The organism is Pseudobutyrivibrio ruminis (genome assembly GCF_015057245.1).
Lineage (GTDB): Bacteria > Bacillota > Clostridia > Lachnospirales > Lachnospiraceae > Pseudobutyrivibrio > Pseudobutyrivibrio ruminis_E.
On record NZ_SVET01000001.1, the window covers coordinates 338,557 to 356,003 of the forward strand.

18 protein-coding genes are annotated in these 17,447 nt (G+C 39.2%); 1 reads left to right on the forward strand and 17 read right to left on the reverse strand.

Translation table 11 applies throughout. The features are described from left to right. Window positions 1-233 precede the first annotated feature (233 nt). Window positions 234-1,142, forward strand: coding sequence for a TIGR01212 family radical SAM protein (locus E7274_RS01635; RefSeq protein WP_304173164.1), 909 nt, complete (start codon window positions 234-236; stop codon window positions 1,140-1,142). Here E7274_RS01635 and E7274_RS01640 read toward each other — a convergent pair. From E7274_RS01640 to E7274_RS01720, 17 genes are read right to left on the reverse strand one after another with little or no spacing between them, the layout of a single operon-like run. Further along, a complete protein-coding gene (locus tag E7274_RS01640; protein WP_304173166.1) occupies window positions 1,139-2,179 on the reverse strand; it encodes a pyridoxal phosphate-dependent aminotransferase in 1,041 nt (346 codons plus the stop codon). The genes E7274_RS01635 and E7274_RS01640 overlap by 4 nt on opposite strands. 12 nt (window positions 2,180-2,191) lie before the next feature. Then, window positions 2,192-3,154 carry an adenosylcobinamide-phosphate synthase CbiB gene (cbiB, locus tag E7274_RS01645; protein WP_304173168.1) on the reverse strand — a complete coding sequence of 321 codons (963 nt, stop codon included), beginning with the start codon at window positions 3,152-3,154 and terminating at the stop codon, window positions 2,192-2,194. Beyond that, entirely contained in the window at window positions 3,096-3,671 is a 576-nt protein-coding gene (locus E7274_RS01650; RefSeq protein WP_304173170.1) for a histidine phosphatase family protein, read from the reverse strand. Before E7274_RS01650 ends, cbiB begins: the two co-directional genes overlap by 59 nt. Then, entirely contained in the window at window positions 3,671-4,003 is a 333-nt protein-coding gene (locus E7274_RS01655) for a bifunctional adenosylcobinamide kinase/adenosylcobinamide-phosphate guanylyltransferase (protein WP_304173173.1), read from the reverse strand. Before E7274_RS01655 ends, E7274_RS01650 begins: the two co-directional genes overlap by 1 nt. A 4-nt stretch (window positions 4,004-4,007) precedes the next feature. Continuing rightward, window positions 4,008-4,769 carry an adenosylcobinamide-GDP ribazoletransferase gene (locus E7274_RS01660; RefSeq protein ID WP_304173175.1) on the reverse strand — a complete coding sequence of 254 codons (762 nt, stop codon included), beginning with the start codon at window positions 4,767-4,769 and terminating at the stop codon, window positions 4,008-4,010. Then, window positions 4,766-5,326, reverse strand: a complete 561-nt coding sequence (locus E7274_RS01665; RefSeq protein ID WP_304173177.1) for a bifunctional adenosylcobinamide kinase/adenosylcobinamide-phosphate guanylyltransferase — start codon at window positions 5,324-5,326, stop codon at window positions 4,766-4,768. The genes E7274_RS01660 and E7274_RS01665 overlap by 4 nt, the downstream gene beginning before the upstream one ends. Beyond that, window positions 5,323-6,408 (reverse strand): nicotinate-nucleotide--dimethylbenzimidazole phosphoribosyltransferase, encoded by a 1,086-nt coding sequence (locus E7274_RS01670; RefSeq protein WP_304173178.1) that lies wholly within the window; start codon window positions 6,406-6,408, stop codon window positions 5,323-5,325. The genes E7274_RS01665 and E7274_RS01670 overlap by 4 nt, the downstream gene beginning before the upstream one ends. Further along, window positions 6,395-7,744 carry a cobyrinate a,c-diamide synthase gene (locus E7274_RS01675; protein WP_304173180.1) on the reverse strand — a complete coding sequence of 450 codons (1,350 nt, stop codon included), beginning with the start codon at window positions 7,742-7,744 and terminating at the stop codon, window positions 6,395-6,397. Before E7274_RS01675 ends, E7274_RS01670 begins: the two co-directional genes overlap by 14 nt. Window positions 7,745-7,758: 14 nt before the next feature. Beyond that, entirely contained in the window at window positions 7,759-9,801 is a 2,043-nt protein-coding gene (gene cobK, locus E7274_RS01680; RefSeq protein WP_304173182.1) for a precorrin-6A reductase, read from the reverse strand. Further along, window positions 9,801-10,550 carry a precorrin-3B C(17)-methyltransferase gene (gene cobJ, locus E7274_RS01685; protein WP_304173184.1) on the reverse strand — a complete coding sequence of 250 codons (750 nt, stop codon included), beginning with the start codon at window positions 10,548-10,550 and terminating at the stop codon, window positions 9,801-9,803. The genes cobK and cobJ overlap by 1 nt, the downstream gene beginning before the upstream one ends. Window positions 10,551-10,562: 12 nt before the next feature. Next, window positions 10,563-11,567: a cobalt-precorrin 5A hydrolase gene (locus E7274_RS01690; protein ID WP_304173186.1), complete on the reverse strand. Its 1,005-nt coding sequence runs from the start codon at window positions 11,565-11,567 to the stop codon at window positions 10,563-10,565. A 1-nt stretch (window position 11,568) separates the two neighbouring features. Beyond that, entirely contained in the window at window positions 11,569-12,327 is a 759-nt protein-coding gene (cobM, locus tag E7274_RS01695; RefSeq protein WP_074789285.1) for a precorrin-4 C(11)-methyltransferase, read from the reverse strand. Beyond that, window positions 12,324-13,442: a cobalt-precorrin-5B (C(1))-methyltransferase CbiD gene (gene cbiD, locus E7274_RS01700; protein ID WP_304173188.1), complete on the reverse strand. Its 1,119-nt coding sequence runs from the start codon at window positions 13,440-13,442 to the stop codon at window positions 12,324-12,326. Before cbiD ends, cobM begins: the two co-directional genes overlap by 4 nt. A 16-nt stretch (window positions 13,443-13,458) precedes the next feature. After that, window positions 13,459-14,091, reverse strand: coding sequence for a precorrin-8X methylmutase (locus E7274_RS01705; protein ID WP_304173190.1), 633 nt, complete (start codon window positions 14,089-14,091; stop codon window positions 13,459-13,461). Between the two features lie 13 nt (window positions 14,092-14,104). Continuing rightward, window positions 14,105-15,646, reverse strand: a complete 1,542-nt coding sequence (locus E7274_RS01710; RefSeq protein ID WP_304173192.1) for a cobyric acid synthase — start codon at window positions 15,644-15,646, stop codon at window positions 14,105-14,107. Then, complete coding sequence (locus E7274_RS01715) at window positions 15,634-16,437, reverse strand: ABC transporter ATP-binding protein (RefSeq protein ID WP_304173194.1); 804 nt, start codon at window positions 16,435-16,437, stop codon at window positions 15,634-15,636. Before E7274_RS01715 ends, E7274_RS01710 begins: the two co-directional genes overlap by 13 nt. After that, a complete protein-coding gene (locus tag E7274_RS01720) occupies window positions 16,430-17,446 on the reverse strand; it encodes a FecCD family ABC transporter permease (protein WP_304173196.1) in 1,017 nt (338 codons plus the stop codon). The genes E7274_RS01715 and E7274_RS01720 overlap by 8 nt, the downstream gene beginning before the upstream one ends. Between the last annotated feature and the right edge of the window lies 1 nt (window position 17,447).

Here is a 17,447-nt window from a genome sequence, read left to right on the forward strand (position 1 = left end):
ATTTGAGGATTTATGGGCATAGAAAAAGGCACGAACCCACATAAATACAATAAGTTTATGCATAGTTCGTGCCTTGATTGGTTACAAGTTACACACTACAAGACAGTAAGATAGCATGCAATTGTTTCGCTGTCAATAGTTTCGTAAAATTTTCGTAAACGTTTAAGTTATTATTTTTTCGCTCTTCTTTACTTTTTGTTGAAAGATTATACTTAACTTTATAAAATCAGTGTATGGAATATATAAGTTTATCTGATTATCTAAAGGAAAAATACAATACAAAGGTATATAAGCTATCACTTTCATCTGGCTGCTCCTGCCCTAACAGGGACGGTAAAATAAGCACAGGCGGATGTATCTTCTGTTCTGAAGGAGGCTCCGGTGATTTTGCCAGCGCTTTTAATACAGACATAACACAACAGATTGTCCAGGCTAAATCCCGTGTAGATCAAAAGATTTCAAATAAAATCCCAGAATCAGAGCGAAAATATATAGGGTATTTTCAGTCCTTCACCAATACCTATGGTGATGAGGAACGCTTAATGAAGCTTTTTCAGGAGACAATCAGCTTTCCTAATATCGTAGGCATATCTATTGGAACTAGACCTGACTGCCTTTCTGATGAAATGATTGCCTTTTTAAGTAAACTGAATCAAGAAAAAGAAGTTTGGGTAGAACTTGGACTGCAAACAATCCATGAAGAAACAGCCCGCTTCATTAACAGAGGCTATGAATTGAGTGTGTTTGAAGATGCCTACAAGCATCTTACAGATGCTGGACTTAAAGTGGTAGTTCATGTGATTTTAGGCCTTCCAGGTGAATCTACAGATGACATGATTGAATCCGTAAAATACTTGGGCCAACTCTCTCCTACTTTATTTGGAATAAAGCTACAGCTTCTTCATATTTTGACTGGAACCAAGCTTGCTGAAATCTATAATGAAAATCCATTTCATGTTTTTACCCTGGAGGAATATTGCCAGGTTGTAGGTGAATGTTTAAAGGCTCTTCCAAAGGAAACTGTTATTCATAGACTCACCGGAGACGGACCAAAAAAGCTCCTTATCGCACCCCTTTGGAGTGGCAATAAGAAGCTTGTCATGAACACTATGAGAAAAAACATTAAGGAACTGGATAGTTAACCCTTAACGATACTTTCTATTGCTGAAAGCAGCCCTTCGTTTTCGTTGTGCTGCTTTATGGCAACTCTGTAAAATCCCCTAGTAAGTCCTTTAAAATCAGAGCAATCTCTAATTAAAATGTTGTATTCCAAGAGTTTTTCTTTTAAATCTGTTAAATCACACTTAAAAAGAATGAAATTGGAATCTGATGGATAAACTTTGAATCCTAACTCTCTTAATCCTGCTGATAAGTAGGTTCTTCCATCATTTATTATTCTAACTGATTCTAAAATGTAATCCTGATGTTTTAAACACTCAGCCCCTGCCATTTGAGCGAATATAGATAAATTCCACTCAGGCAAATGCGTCTTAATAGCATCAGCTAATGATTGTCTGCAAATTGCATATCCTATTCTTACACCTGGGATTGCAAATGTTTTTGTGAAAGCCCTTAGTACAATAACGTTTTTATAGTTTCGGATATTGTACGCCAATGACAATTCCTTTTCTCTTCCTGTAAGTGTTAGGAAGCATTCATCCACTACCACTACTGTCCCCTGCTTTTCACATAGAGAAATGATTTCATCCAGCAATGTCTTTTCTATAAGCAAGCCATTAGGATTATTCGGTGTGGTCAGAAATAGGATGTTCGGCTTTTCATCCCTTATTTTATCTAGTAAATCTTCCTTTACTGCAAAATCATCCTCTTCTCTGAGGTAATGATAAATAATATTACAATCCGGTGCTGCTCCTGTAATACAATGCTCGTAGCCTGAAAAGCTAGGAGCTAAAAGCATAGCCTTTTTAGGTGTAAATGTATGGCATATAGCCATTATCAATTCGGATGCACCATTTCCAAAAACAACTTCGTTTTCTAATAAATCAAATATAGCAGCTGTATCTTTTGTCAATTGCTCATGTAAAATATCAGGATATTTATTAGCATGTAATGCCGCCTCAGTTAATACCCATTGTACTTCTGAAGGAACTCCAAGAGGGTTTATATTAACTGAAAAGTCGAAGTGTATGTTGTTTCTGTAGATGTCTCCTCCATGCATGTCAAAATCTCCTTACAACAATAAAACTAAAATAACAACACATAATAATTCGCAAACCACCGATGTAGCAAGCATCAGCTTATTCGCTCTTTTAATATCTTCAAGCTCTACAGCTCTAAGTCCATCTCCAATAAATGGCTTCTCTACAATTTTTCCAAAATAGCTTGCTGGGCCAGCCAGCTTAATTCCAAGAGCTCCTGCACAAGCACTTTCTGTTTGTGCTGAATTTGGACTGGTGTGATTGTATCTATCCCTTTTGAAAATCCTAAATGCATTTGACATGCTATAGCCTGGCCCCAAAAACAGGCAGGATAAAATCATCAAAAGTGCACTGATTCTAGCAGGAATATAATTTACAATGTCATCCAGCTTTGCAGCGTATTTTCCAAAGTCGTAGAATCTGTCATTTTTGTAGCCTATCATGGAATCCATGGTGTTGATGGACTTGTAAGCCATGCCAAGAATCGGTCCGCCAATAGCTAAATAAATCATAGGTGCAATCACACCGTCAGATGTGTTTTCTGCCACAGTTTCCACTGCCGCCTTTGTGACACCCGTTTCATCCAAAGAAGCTGTGTCTCGACCAACTATCATAGACACTGCTTCTCGTCCTGCTTCAAGTCCTCTTTCCTTTAAAGCATGATATACTTTCATACTTTCAGTATAGAGGCTCTTGGAAGCAAGACACTGATAGCTCATTACAGATTCTATTATAATTCCAAAATATGAATTAATCGTGTAAGAAACCGCTAAAATAGCCCCTGAAATCAATACCGTAGCAAGAATTACAAGAATAACCAGAATCAAACCATTTCTATTTTTCTTTTTAGATGTGTACTCCTGTTTTAGGAGTTTGTTTGTCAGGTAATCAATCAGCTTTCCAATCCATCTTACAGGATGTGGCAAGCAATAAGGATCACCTATTAAAAGATCTAGTACAAAGCCCACTATAAAGGCCGTCATATGATAAATCAAATGTGTATCCCTCGCCGTTTTCTACGTGATATGAATAATAATCTCCCCCAAATATATTGCTTAAAATGGCCATGATTGTGCCACCGTGAGCAACAACCGAAATGTTTTCATAATCCTGGCTTTGTGCTAAAAGCTTTTCAAAACCCTTCAAAGCTCTTGATGAAGCCTGGCTTCTGCTTTCTCCACCAGGAAAAGGAGCTTCTCCATTAGATTCAATCCAGGATTGATATTCCTTATCTCCTGAAAGCTCCTGATAATTCTTTCCCTCAAATCTGCCAAAATCCGTCTCTCTAAGCTCATGGATCACTATTGGCTCCTGGTCAGGATAAATGATTTTTGCTGTTTGAATGCATCGAATCATAGGACTAGAAAAGACAATATCTGCCTTAGGATAAGCCCTTGCTTTTATATCAAGTTCGCTTTCTAAATCCAGGGTCTCGTCAATAATCCCAACATATCTCTTCTCACGATTTCCTGGTGTACAGCCATGTCTTATAAGAGTAATTGTTCTATCCATCATTTAATCCTTTGACCAATACCAAGCACTACCCTGTGGACCTCTTCGGCTTCCTTTGCAAGCTCGATTAGAATGCGTCCGGAAACCTCTCGCCATTCATTATCCTTTTCATCCATTGGAACAACGCCGTTTCCCAGTTCATCTGCTATAAGAACCCAGTCGCCTTCTGAAATAGCTTCATGGATTTCCTTCAAAATATCTTCCTGTCCTAAGCCTTCATCCATTCTTTTTTTTATAAAAAGATGAAGCTGATTAAAGAATCTACAATCAGGAAAATTGCTTGTGGCATATTCTGTTTTCCCCTGATAGCTACCGCCTACTATTAAAACCATATAATCACCAATTAATACTTGTTAATCCAAGAACAACAGCTATTAACAATTCTGCATTTACAACAAACCAGCCCATAACATCCCCAGTTATTCCGCCGAGAAGTCTTGTTGCTTTTCTCATATCAAGGATTGTTGTAGCAATTCCCATTATTGCCATAAAAATACCGTAGATAGGATTTAAATATATGCTAAACAAAATAACTAATATAAGCTGGATAAGTAATGCTACAAAAACAACCTTATCACTTGCAGTTTTAGCTTCTGTGTGTAGCAATCCATCTTCTTTTGCCTTTTTGCAACGAACAACACAGATGCCACTTAACGCTCTTGAAACAAAAAAACTAAAACACCAAATTGTAAATGCTTGTTTTGACATCAATAGAACCATTGCAAAAAAAAGTATTCCTACCGTAATTACGTTAATTACTGAGAAGGCTCCGATATGAGGATCCTTAAGAATCTCCAAACGTTTTTCTCTTGTTTGCCATGAGCTCATAGCATCTTCCATATCCATAAAGCCGTCTAAATGGAAGCCACCTGTCACCATCAAAGGAATAGCAATCGCAAGTAATGCCATCACAAGGCTTGGAATCTGATATGTCTCATAGCAAATATAAAGTAAATACTCAAGTCCACCTATTACAGCACCTACCCAAGGGAAAAATATCAGATGATATTTCATATCCTCCGAGTCCCAGTTAAACCTGGGCATAGGTATTCTTGAATACATGGAAAACGCCACGATAATCGATTTTACAATTTTCATAATTTTATTCCTATTCCTACAACAACTTCGTATGCTTCATCTGCCACTGCAGCAAGCTTTCGATTAATAGCTCCCAATGCTCTTAGATACTCTTTTGTACCAACATCATAGGATACGCCATCTTCAAATACATTGTTTGTAACAATCACAAGGGAAGAAACGTTTTCTTCAAGCTCCTTCACATCAGAAAGTATCTTTGCTACACAATCATCTGCCGAATTAATCTCGCCATCTCTAAACATTTCATTAGCCACCAGATTAGACATACATTCCAGTAGAACTATTTCTCCATCTAAGTCAGCCTTGTTTGTAGAGAAATCTCCCGAGTCAATATTGTCGATTTCAGATATGGCATTTACGATATCCACATCATGCTCTAGCGTTACAAAGCCTTTGCCTTGCCTGAGATTTCTGTGACGCATGATTCTATCCTTAGCATCATCACTGTGCTTCATAGTCGCAAGGTAATATTTATTTTTATATCCTGTGGAGCAAACAAGGTTTTCTGCATATTCAGATTTACCACTACTGCTTCCACCATAAACTAATGTAATCATTTTGCCTCTGAAAAGTTTTCGTATTGTTCAACTCCGGAATCACCGAATTTAAGTGCATCGTGAAAAGCTACATCTGCAAGACGAAGACTTGGCACTACCATCACTGCACCTGCCCCTTCGCCAACTGCCATCTTTGCATCGATGACTGGCTCCAAAGAAAGCTTAGATGCAAGCTTCATTGCAACTGGCTCTTTGCTGATATGAGAAGGAATCATGTAATCCTTTGTGTTATCAAGAAGTCTGTCTGCCACTAAAGCAGAAACCATGCTCAGCATTCCATCCAATATAACCGGGATTTTATAGAGGGCGCCGCCTAAAATCATACCTGTCATTGCAGCCAGCTCCAATCCGCCGAAGTTACTACAGATTTCTACTGGTGATAATCCACTGTACATTGAAAGCGCCATAGAAACTACTGCACGCTTCTTGCTGAAGGCTTCATCATCAAGACCTGCCCCGCGACCGGTGACAGCCTCTGCATTTAAATCAAGCAAATACCCTGCCATTACAGCAGCCGATGTGGTATTGCCAATTCCCATTTCTCCCACAAGAAGACATGTAAATCCTTGTTCCTTGCTTTCCTTGGCAAGGTCCATACCAACCTGAACAGCTCTGCAAAATTCTTCCACTGACATTGCCGGATGCTTTAGGAAATTACATGTTCCATATTTAACTCGTCTATTTAATGTGTAGGGAACTTCCTTTGGACTATTTATTCCCACATCAACAGATACAACATCTATACCAAGAGATTTTGCCATTGTGCCAGCAGTTGTAAGACCTTTGCCTATATTAGTTGCACAGATACGTGTAACATCTTGGCTTGTCTGGCTAACGCCTTCCTCAACAACACCATGATCTCCGCAGAACACAACAAGACGCATATGGTATAAATCTGGACTTTCAAAGCCTTGAATTGCAGCAATTTTTGAATGGATATTTTCAAAAGCTCCAAAGCTATCAATTGGCTTTGAAACTCTGTCCCATTCCTTTTTCATTTTTGCAAAAGCATCTTTGTTGACTGGTTCTAGCTTAATTTTGTTTTCAAGAATGTCGTCAATTAAAAATCTAGTTTCTCCCATAATTTTTCATAGCCTCCACAAAATTTGATACGAACTTAGGATTTGATGGATAGTACAAATGAGCAAAGCCCATGTAACTTCCATTTTTGTGATGAATGCATGCCCAAGACCTGCTTCCGGTAGGCTTTGTAGCAACGCAATCCTCACCATTATTATCTGTATCATAATAGTGAAATTCATGCCCCTTTATTTCCATACCACTATTATCATCGATTGTAACATAGCCAAATCGAACCAGCTTGCCAGTCCAATAAGCCTTCCCCTTTAATGCGCCAACCATTTGAAAGCTTGCGCCTTCCTTATCCTGTATTTCATCTAACAAATACATGAATCCGCCACACTCTGCCAGCGTTGGTATTCCAGAATCTATGTCAGCCTTTATAGCCGACTTCATTTTAGAATTTGCCGAAAGCTCATTAAGATAGTTTTCCGGATATCCGCCTCCCAGCAATAGTCCAGAAATATTTTCTGGAAGAGCTTTATCTTTAAGAGGTGAAAACTCTACCAATTCAACGCCATTTTTTTGAAGCATCCTGAGGTTTTCTCTGTAGTAAAAACAAAAAGCTTCATCTCTTGCCACAGCCAGTCTAATAGGATTCGTATTTACGTTATATTCTATTTCACCATGGCTATCCTTTTCAACCAATTCATTAGCATCACCAGCTATTTTCAAAAGCTCATCCATAGAAATGTTTTCCGCCAAAAGCTCAGCCACTTTGTTTTGCTGTTCTTTTAAGTCGGATATTTCTTCTGGAAGAACTAATCCTAAATGCCTGCTTGAAACAAGAATCTGACTGTCATTAGGCATCACTCCAAGACATGTTATTCCAAGCTCCTCCTCTATGAGAGGCTTTAGAATATTTCCAAAACCTTGCGATGTTTTATTCAGGATTACTGCCTTTATCAGATTGTATTTATCATAATCTAAAAAGCCCTTTATCTGAGCCAGCACTGATCTGCCTGCTCCTCGGGCATCAACCACAAGAACAATTGGACATTCTAGGGCATTAGCAACATCGTAGCTGGAGCCCATTTCCTGTATGCCACCAACTCCATCGAATAACCCCATTACTCCTTCAATAACAGCGATGTCGCCTTCGGCCTCCTCAGAAAAAATAGAAACCGTCTTATGCTTATCCGTAAAGAAGGTGTCTAAATTGCCAGCCGAAATGCCAAGGACCTGCCTGTGATACATAGGATCAATGTAGTCAGGACCGCACTTAAATGAGCAGGGATTCTTCCCTGCATTTTTCAGAGCTTGTAGCAATCCACATGTAATTGTAGTTTTGCCGGAGCCGCTATTTGGCGCAGCAATCATTATTCTTGGAATTGTCATTTTGTCTCCAATATCTATAGTGTAAATGTAGCAATGTAAACAGGATTCTGACCCTGTAATATGTTGTAGTCTCCTGCTTTTTTAGCTTTACTTACTGCAATCTGTACTACATCAACATCATTAAAATTATACTTCTTAATCACAGAATTAATCTCTGCAATAGTCTCGATTGTAACGGAATTAATGACTACCTTAATTGGCTTTTCATACTTCATCAATACCTGCAAAATATCCTCAAGTCTGCCTCCGCTTCCGCCAATAAAAACATGGGTTGGTGCTGGCAAATCATGAAGTGAATCTGGTGCGATACCAGAAATCAAATGAACATTTTTCAAACCGAACTTATCAATATTCTTTTGAATAAGCTGACATGCTTCTGGCTTGAATTCTACTGCGTAAACCTGAATCGATGAATCTAATAATCCCATTTCAACAGCAACAGAACCGCTTCCACTTCCAATGTCGTAGCAAACAGCATTTTTTGTAATCTGCAATTTGCAAATTGAAAGAGCTCTAATCTCTTCCTTGGACATAGGAACTTTATCTCTATCAAAAACTACATCCAAAAGTCCTGGAGTAAGAACCTTTGCTTCCGGTTTGTTATTTTTAATAAATACAGTGGAAAGTCCATCTTCATTGAAGTTGCCACACTTATCTATTGAAAGTCTTTGAACCTTTTCATCAGCATAAAGATTTGTTCCAACAAGTATTGAAAATCTTGGAGTTCCAGCTGTATCAAGATTCTTTAGGATTTCACCTATTGCCCTAACATCCTTACTGCCTGATGTTATGACAAACACTTTTTCATTGTGTTTTATTTGCTCAGTAAGTAGAGGCATCCACAATTGTTCTTCAACACCATGGGTGCTTAGAAGCTTTGCATCCTGCCACGACTCACCAATTCTGGCAGCCAAGGCACTAATTGATGATATTCCAGGTAGAATGTTTGCTTTGAGAAGTGGCTCTTTATCAAGTGCCTCCTTTAGCTTTTTAGCTCCGCTGTAGAAGCCTGTGTCTCCTGAGAATAATACAACTGCTTTTTTCGTACCAAACTTTATATCAGCAGCTAGCTCACTTAGCTTAGGTATAATATCTTTGGCTAGATAATATGGGAATTTCTTGCTATCGGTTTCTATACCTACAAGCATTCTAGGAGCGCCAAAAATATAATCTGCTTCAAGGATAGCCTGTTCTACTTCTGCTGTAATTGAACCAAATCCCATGCCAAAGCCTGCTAAGGTAACATAGATTTTGGTATCAACTCCCTCTACTACACCATATTCAGTTGATTTGATTCCAAAAAGCTGAAGTACTTTATCTCTCGTCTCAAAAAGTGAATACCCTTTCACCTTTTCTTCCGGCCTTCTGATGATGTAGGTAGGAATCTGAGCTTTGTTTGCAGCAACAATACGAGCTGCCTCCCCGCTTGCCTTTCCTCCCTCTTTCATTACAAGTACTTTCGCTTCACTTTCCCGTAGAAATGAAAGATTCATTCCAGCCGAAAATGGCCCCTGCATTGCAATAATCTGACTTCCCTTCAGCCCATTTTCACTGCAGATGCGAATACTCTCTTCACTAGGAATCACTCTTGCTATGATTCGTTCTCTTATTGATTCATTTTTGCAAAATACAGCCAGCTCCTTGCTACCTGTTGTAAGGAAAATTTTTCCATTTATTTTTTCTAAAGCAGCGGCGCATTCTTCTGTGGTATCAAAAAATGTACAGTTGCTGTAATCTACATTTTCTTCATCCCTAACAACTCTGAAAAAAGGTACATCCTTGTATGCGAAAATCGCCGATTCGATTTCCTGCTTAACTACCTCTGCAAAGGGATGTGTGGCATCTATAATGGCATCTGGATTTACCTCAGAAAACAGCTTTGCCATTTCCTTGAAATCCATTCTTCCGCATCTAACCTGGATGTATTCAGAAGACTCAAGCTGTTGCTTGCCATATTCAGTGGCAACGCAATAAACCGAACCAATTTGCTCGTGAGCTAATGATTCAGCAAGAATTCTTCCCTCTGTTGTTCCACCAAAAATGATTACCTTTTTCATTAGATTTCATACCCTCTTTTTGTAACTAACTTCCCCTGAATAATTTCACTTTTACTGTTTCCAACAAACACAGTAGTGAACATATTCACCTGAGCATTCTTAAGCTCCTCAAGAGTGCAGACAACAGTTTTTGTGCCTTCTCTACCAATATTTTCAACATAGCCGCAGGCTCTGTTTTTATCTGCTCCCGCATCCAGCATGATTTGACATGCCTTTTCTAAATAGTCATGTCGCTTTTTGCTTGAAGGATTATAAATTGCCATTGCAAAATCCCCCTGAATTGCAGCTATAAGTCTGCGTTCGATGGTCTCCCATGGTGTAAGTAAATCACTGAGACTAATTACGCAAAAATCATGATTAATTGGTGCCCCAAGCTGGGCTGCACCTGAGATTGCAGCTGTCACTCCTGGAATAACAGTAATGTCATCTGCGGTGATATTCTGGGACTCATATTCAGGTAATAGCTCGTACATTGGTGCGGCCATACCGTAGACTCCTGCATCTCCACTGCAAATAAAAGCAACTATCTTCCCGTCCTTTGCAAAATCATAGCAGGCTTTACATCTTTCAACTTCCTGTCTCATAGGTGTAGTGAAAAACTCCTTATCAGGGAAATGTTCCTTTACCAAATCAATATATACTGTATATCCAACAATCACATCAGCATTTTTCATAGCCTGATATGCTTCGTCTGTCATCATTTCTTTGTATCCTGGCCCCATGCCAATGATATAAATATGTCCTGTCATTAATCCTCCTGATTAAAACTTTAAGTCTATTGTCTTTCTAGTTGCTGCTGCAAGAGTAATACCATTGTCAGCTTTCTTTTCAAGTACTAAGTCTCTACTTGTCAGCCCTGCCCCAAGCACTGCTGCACGCTCACAAACATTTGAAACCCCAACAGTATCTTTTACAAATTCTGAGTCTGGGAAATCTCCATTTATCTGTTCAAGCTCCTTTGATGTGTATGTTAAAAACTTAGCTCCAAAAAACTGAGCAAGCTTTATCAAACCAATTTCATTTTCCTTTACATCGATGGTGGAAATGGCATAGAGATTTTCTCTGAGATATTCGATTGAATACTCGCAGGTCACATATGTCAGAAGCTCTTTAAAGCTCTTCCCCTTTTTGCATCCCATGCCAAGAACCAATCGCTTTGGTATCAATGTAAAGCCAGCAGTTGCCTCATCTGAGATAACCACATCAGCCTTTCCCTTTTCTATTATTTCTACCTCTTTAGGAACCTGGCCTACAATATTGTTGTCTATCTTTGTTTTGATGGATATCTTTCCACCGTTTAAAACCTTTTTAGAGATATCCTTTATTCCATCTTTATTTATTATCTTTAATCCATTGTCTCTAGCAAATACATCTACTGCAAACAGATTGTTGATATCTGTAGCCGTTGTAATAATAAGCCCAGCATCAAGTGCTGCTGCAATGGTAGCTGCTATATCATTTGCCATGCCAAAATGACCCGACAAAATAGGAATAACATTTCTTCCAAGCTCATCAATAACAATTACCGGACTGTCGGAAAGCTTGTTTGTAACATATGAAGCAATTGTTCTAACTGCTATACCTGTTGCACATATAAAAACGAGAGGTGTATGGCACTCGAAGGCTTCCTTTGTCCATACTGATAAATCCATATCATCTGGCTTTTCTTCAATGATTAAATCCTTGCAGCCAGCCTTAAGCTTTTCAAAAGTACTTTTTCCGTTTTTTGTAAAATAGGTAACCCCAACAATAAGCTTAATACTCATCCTAACTCCTTGCTTTTCTAAACCCTGTCTCGAAGTCTGCTGAATACAATTTTGATAACGCATATCCGGATTTAGAAATAACATCCCCTACTAAAACTACTGCTAAATTTTTGATACCATTTGCATCTGCTGTTTCAGCTAAAGTACCTACTGTACAAATGAATTTCTTTTCATCTGGCCAAGATGCCTTGTACACTATGGCAGCAGGTGTATCCTTTGAGTACCCTCCCTCTATAAGACGCTTTGAAAGCTCATCCATCATTCCACTGCTAAGATAGATGGCCATTGATGCGCCATGTGCCGCAAAGCTTTCGATTGATTCCTTTTTAGGAACTGGAGTCCTACCTTCCATTCTTGTAATAATAAGAGACTGACTAATCTCTGGAAGTGTATATTCAAGATTCAAACTAGCTGCTGCACCAAAGCATGCACTAACACCTGGGCAGCTCTCATAGGCAAGTCCTCTCTCATCCAGCACATGCATCTGCTCCTGAACGGCACCATAGATGCTTGGCTCTCCAGTGTGAAGCCGAACTACGTTTTTACCTTCCTCTGTGGCCTTTACCATCACATCCATAACTTCATCTAATGTCATGGTGGCACTATTAAATATTTGGCAGTCCTCACTAGCGTAATCCAGTAACTGTGGATTAACAAGTGATCCCGCATATACGATAACATCAGCACTCTTTAAAAGGTTCATACCTCTTACAGTAATTAAGTCTGCTGCACCGCATCCTGCTCCAACAAAATAAATCATCTAATCTCCTCTAATATAGCTTTGGCCCTTTCTGATTCTGCCAATAAGCCAAACTCATTTGAATATAAAATACATTGGATTTTTATACGACCTTGTGCTCTAAAGTTCAGATAGAACAAAATCTTCTCAAGTACAATATCCATGGTCTCCTTCAAAAGACCTGCATTCTCTATTACATGTAATGCCTCTTCTGTATTAAGGCAATCTAATATCTTGATAGCTACTGCTGCATCCGCGCCTGCTCGTATAGCACAGCTGGCAAGAATTTCCATTCGCGAATCTGCCTCATGGGAATGGGTATTCATTATTCCCCCTGCAACCTTTACAAGCTTACCTATGTGTCCTGTAATAAGCATTGTTTCAAATCCCAGGTCACAAACCATATCAACAGTCTCACCAATAAAATTGGAACACTTTACACTTTTATCAAGATCATACCCATAATTATCGGCCATAAACTTTAGACCATAGTTGCCTGGGGTTACAATTGCATCTTTCATACCAAGAGCCTTCTTTTGATTGAGCTCTACCTTAATAGTATCTATCAATGCCTTTGAACTCATAGGCTCTACTATGCCGGTTGTACCAAGTATGGATATTCCACCAACAATACCAAGCCTTGGGTTGAAGGTCTTGCTTGCCAGCTCTTCTCCTTCTGGAACCGATATTATTATCTTTAAACATCCATTGAAGTCTAGAAGCTTACATACCTCTGATACTTCTTTTATTATCATTTCCCTTGGGACATGGTTGATTGCTGCATTGCCTACCGGTTGGTCCAGCCCTGGTAAGGTAACTCTTCCTACCCCCACGCCTCCATCAATAATGATAGAGAGGCTGGAATCAGTACTGCATTCCGTTCCCTTATCCTCAATAGATACTGCTGCAACCACATGACTACCTGTTGTAACATCGGGATCATCTCCACCATCCTTTACAACACTGCAGCTCACCTGATTCTCATTTAAAGTAATGTCTACTATATCTGCATCAAACATTATCTTTGCGGGAGTCTCTATACTGATTTTTTCTTTTTTAGTTCCTGTTAAAAGCATATATGTAGCTGCCTTTGCTGCTGCAGCTGCACAGCTTCCTGTGGTAAAGCCTTTTTTCATTCTTCACCTCAATTTGTTATTTATCTAAATTATACAGTATGGCATTTACGATAGCAGCCGCTATGTTGCTGCCGCCCTTTCTGCCTTCGTTGATAATGTATGGCACATCTGAATTTAAGAATAGCTCTTTGGCTGCAACCACATTAACGAACCCTACTGGCACTCCTATTACAAACTCTGGAGTGAATTTGCCTTCGGTCATTTGCTCATACAAAGATATTAATGCTGTAGGTGCATTGCCTATTGCAAATATTACCGGTACATTTAAACTGGCAGCTCGTTCCATAGATACAGTGGCACGGGTAACCTGACGTTCCTTTGCTTCCTTTGCCACATCCTCATCTGCCATAAAGCAATGAATTAGCCCGCCATATTCTGCCAAACGTTTTTTATTAATACCTGACAAAGCCATATTGGTGTCTGTAACTATATGAGCACCATTTCGTATTAGCTCTTTTGCTTTTTCTATAGCGCCCTCTGAGTAGCGCATAGTATTGGCATAATCAAAGTCTGCACTAGTATGTATCACTCTTTTTGTGATAGGTTCCTGCTCCTTATCTAAGGTGATACCCATAGCCTGCAACTCTTTACCTATTATTTCAAAACTGCGTTTTTCTATTTCCGTTGGTAAAACGTATTCTATCTCCATTTATTTACCTGCTTTACTTAATAAGACTATATATAAAATCCATGTCCAAATTATTTCTTACAACATCTGCAAGCTTATCGTACTCAGCTTCCTTTATTGCATTAAAATCATAATCCTGAGCCTTAATCGCAACTCCCTTTTTTGACGCAAGCGCCTCTACCAGCCTGTATGCCAAATCTCCATTATCGAAAATACCATGTACGTAGGTTCCAAGGATGTTGCCATTTTGTACAAGGATGATATTCCCCTCATCATCTCGCTCTACCAAATCAGGAGACTCTTCCTTAGAAAAAGTATCTTCTATAGCATCATAATCTATGTTTGTTATACCATTGTGAATCTCATAGCCTATGAACTCCTCACCTGATAATGATTCATAGATGCCTGTAAGGTCATCGAAGCAATCCTCTGTTTGACTGCGATGCTTAGATGACTGTAATGTTGTTATCAGTGGAAGTAGACCTAATCCTCTGATAGAAGAAAGAGCAAGTCCATCCTCTGATTCGTTCTCCACGCCCTCTGGATCCAATATGGTATTTCCCATCATTTGGAAGCCACCGCATATTCCAACAACTGGACCATTTACAGAGAATTGATTAATTGCAGCTTCCATTCCCGATTCTCTCATCCACTTCATATCAGAAATGGTATTCTTGCTACCAGGGATAATAACTAAATCCGCCCCTTCTATCTCTCTAGGATTATTTACAAACCTAACCTTTACACCATTAATACTTTCAAATGGAGCTACATCTGTGAAATTTGAAATTCTAGGAAGTCGAATAACCGCTATGTCTATTAAAGACTCCGAGCTGCTATCCCATTTATTATCAAGCCTCTCGCTAAGGCTATCCTCATCATCTATCATAAGATGAACATATGGAACTGTACCTACTACCGGCACTTTTCCCATATCTTCTATCATAGTGATTCCTGAATCCAGTAGACTCTTGTCCCCTCTAAACTTATTTATTACAAGGCCCTTTACTCTGGCCCTTTCATCCTCTTCCAAAAGCTCTAGTGTGCCAAGGAGCTGCGCAAATACACCACCTCTATCTATATCCCCAACAAGGATAACTGGTGCATCCACAAGCTTTGCCATGCCCATATTCACAATATCATCTGATTTCAGATTTATTTCTGCTGGGCTACCTGCCCCTTCTATTACAATAACATCTGCCCATTCTTGAAGCTTATTGTAGGCAGTCATAATATCTGGCACTAACTGCTTTTTATATGCAAAGTAGTCTCTGGCACTCATATTGCCAACTACCTCACCATTTACAATGACCTGTGAGCCTACATCATTTGTTGGCTTGAGCAGTATAGGGTTCATATATACGCTATGAGCAACCCCTGCACATTCTGCCTGCATAGCCTGGGCTCTGCCAAGCTCCAACCCATCAGCTGTAACAAAAGAATTGAGAGCCATGTTCTGGGATTTAAAAGGAGCAACCTTCAATCCGTCCTGTGCAAAGACTCTACATAGTCCTCCTACTAACAAGCTTTTACCTACATTTGACATAGTCCCCTGGACCATTATTACTTTTGACATATCAACCTCTCAAGGGCCTGGGCATACTGCCACAAGCCTTCTGCCATAATCTTTCCTTCGCCTGATGCCATATGATACATAACTTCAAGATTTTCTCCTGTGAGAATCTCCTTAGGCGAACCTATTTTATAAACACTATTATCGTATATACCAATTACCGCATCTGCTATTGCCGGTACAAATTCCAGTTCATGGATGGACATTACGACTGCTTTATTCTGCTCCTTAGCAAGCCTTCTAATAATAGATAGAATATCGAGCTTAAACTGAATATCCAAAAAGGATGTAGGCTCATCTAGAATCATAATATCCGTATCCTGACATATTGCTCTTGCAAGCATTACTCGCTGTCGTTGACCATCACTGACTTTAGAAAAATCTTCATTTACTATGGTACCAGCACCAACTAAATCTATGGCATATGCGATAGCTTCTCTATCATCGTCACTGAGAATTCCCAGTCTACCTGTATATGGATAGCGACCTGTAGCCACCACATCGTAGCAGGTCATAAGCTCTGGATGAATTCGTTCTGTCGTAACCATAGAAACCTTTTTTGCCATAGCTTCCTCGTTAATCTCAGAATCATCCATATCGCAAATGCGAATATTTCCATCAAGCTTATTAAGCTGTCTTGTGATTGTTTTTAGTATTGTTGATTTGCCTGCTCCGTTTGCTCCAACTACCGCTATTATCTCCCCAGCCTTTACATCAAAAGAAACCTGCTTTACAACAGGCTGTCCTTTTTTATATCCCACTTCAAGGGCTATCGTACTAAGTTTTTTATCCACGGCTTAGAGCCCTCCTGGCAACCAACATATAAATAACAATTGGAGCAAGAAATACGGCTGTCACTGCACTGATACTTACCTCAGTAGGTGCAAAAGCAGTACGTGCTATACAATCGCAAAGTAAAGTAATTATGGCTCCTCCCATAAAGCATGCAGGAATCATAATTAAAGGCTTTGCTGTCTTCATTGCCCCTCTCATAATATGAGGCACTGCTATACCCACAAATGAAATAGGTCCAGCAAATGCTGTTACGGTTGCAGATAAAATACTAGAAAGTAAAATCAATACAACTCTAAGGTATTTGATATTAACGCCCATATTTCTGGCGTAGGCTTCACCAAGCTGATATGCCCCAATTGGCTTTGACATAACAAATGAAAGCACTAAAGTCACTGTAACAATGATTGCAGATATAATTACATGTTCCCAGCTTATACCTGAAAAGCTACCAAGTGACCAGTTGTGCAGATTGACGATGTTGGAATCATTTGCAAATGTAATGATAAACTCTGTTATCGCAGAGCAAATATATCCAATCATTACTCCACATACCACTAACAGTGACATGTTTCTAACCTTGCCTGCCAACAGCATTACTATTCCCATTGCAATGATAGAGCCTACGAATGCAGCAACCACCATAATAAGGGAGCTTATATAAACTCCCTGTCCAACCAAAACAACCATACAAATGGCAACAAATAACTTTGCTCCTGATGAAATTCCAAGTACATATGGACCGGCAATAGGATTGCCAAAGAAAATCTGAAGTAAATATCCAGATACTGAAAGTGCACCCCCTAGAATTAATGCAGCAATAATTCTAGGAAGTCTTATTGATATGATAATTTTTCCAAACTGAACATCGCCTGGAGATATCAGGGATTTGATAATCTCACTAACGGTAATATCCGCACTGCCAACTCCAAGACTAAAAATAAAGCAAATTAATAATAGTAATGCCATTGAAATAAAAAGGCATGTAAATCTCTTTTTCTCTGAGTTCATA

Excerpts from the sequence above, each read along its gene's own strand:
- E7274_RS01635 (WP_304173164.1), top strand. The coding sequence starts at position 234 with ATGGAATATATAAGTTTATCTGATTATCTAAAGGAAAAATACAATACA.
- E7274_RS01640 (WP_304173166.1), bottom strand. The coding sequence starts at position 2,179 with ATGCATGGAGGAGACATCTACAGAAACAACATACACTTCGACTTTTCA.
- E7274_RS01650 (WP_304173170.1), bottom strand. The coding sequence starts at position 3,671 with ATGGATAGAACAATTACTCTTATAAGACATGGCTGTACACCAGGAAAT.
- E7274_RS01655 (WP_304173173.1), bottom strand. The coding sequence starts at position 4,003 with ATGGTTTTAATAGTAGGCGGTAGCTATCAGGGGAAAACAGAATATGCC.
- E7274_RS01660 (WP_304173175.1), bottom strand. The coding sequence starts at position 4,769 with ATGAAAATTGTAAAATCGATTATCGTGGCGTTTTCCATGTATTCAAGA.
- E7274_RS01665 (WP_304173177.1), bottom strand. The coding sequence starts at position 5,326 with ATGATTACATTAGTTTATGGTGGAAGCAGTAGTGGTAAATCTGAATAT.
- E7274_RS01670 (WP_304173178.1), bottom strand. The coding sequence starts at position 6,408 with ATGGGAGAAACTAGATTTTTAATTGACGACATTCTTGAAAACAAAATT.
- E7274_RS01675 (WP_304173180.1), bottom strand. The coding sequence starts at position 7,744 with ATGACAATTCCAAGAATAATGATTGCTGCGCCAAATAGCGGCTCCGGC.
- cobK (WP_304173182.1), bottom strand. The coding sequence starts at position 9,801 with ATGAAAAAGGTAATCATTTTTGGTGGAACAACAGAGGGAAGAATTCTT.
- cobJ (WP_304173184.1), bottom strand. The coding sequence starts at position 10,550 with ATGACAGGACATATTTATATCATTGGCATGGGGCCAGGATACAAAGAA.
- E7274_RS01690 (WP_304173186.1), bottom strand. The coding sequence starts at position 11,567 with ATGAGTATTAAGCTTATTGTTGGGGTTACCTATTTTACAAAAAACGGA.
- cobM (WP_074789285.1), bottom strand. The coding sequence starts at position 12,327 with ATGATTTATTTTGTTGGAGCAGGATGCGGTGCAGCAGACTTAATTACT.
- cbiD (WP_304173188.1), bottom strand. The coding sequence starts at position 13,442 with ATGAAAAAAGGCTTTACCACAGGAAGCTGTGCAGCTGCAGCAGCAAAG.
- E7274_RS01705 (WP_304173190.1), bottom strand. The coding sequence starts at position 14,091 with ATGGAGATAGAATACGTTTTACCAACGGAAATAGAAAAACGCAGTTTT.
- E7274_RS01710 (WP_304173192.1), bottom strand. The coding sequence starts at position 15,646 with ATGTCAAAAGTAATAATGGTCCAGGGGACTATGTCAAATGTAGGTAAA.
- E7274_RS01720 (WP_304173196.1), bottom strand. The coding sequence starts at position 17,446 with ATGAACTCAGAGAAAAAGAGATTTACATGCCTTTTTATTTCAATGGCA.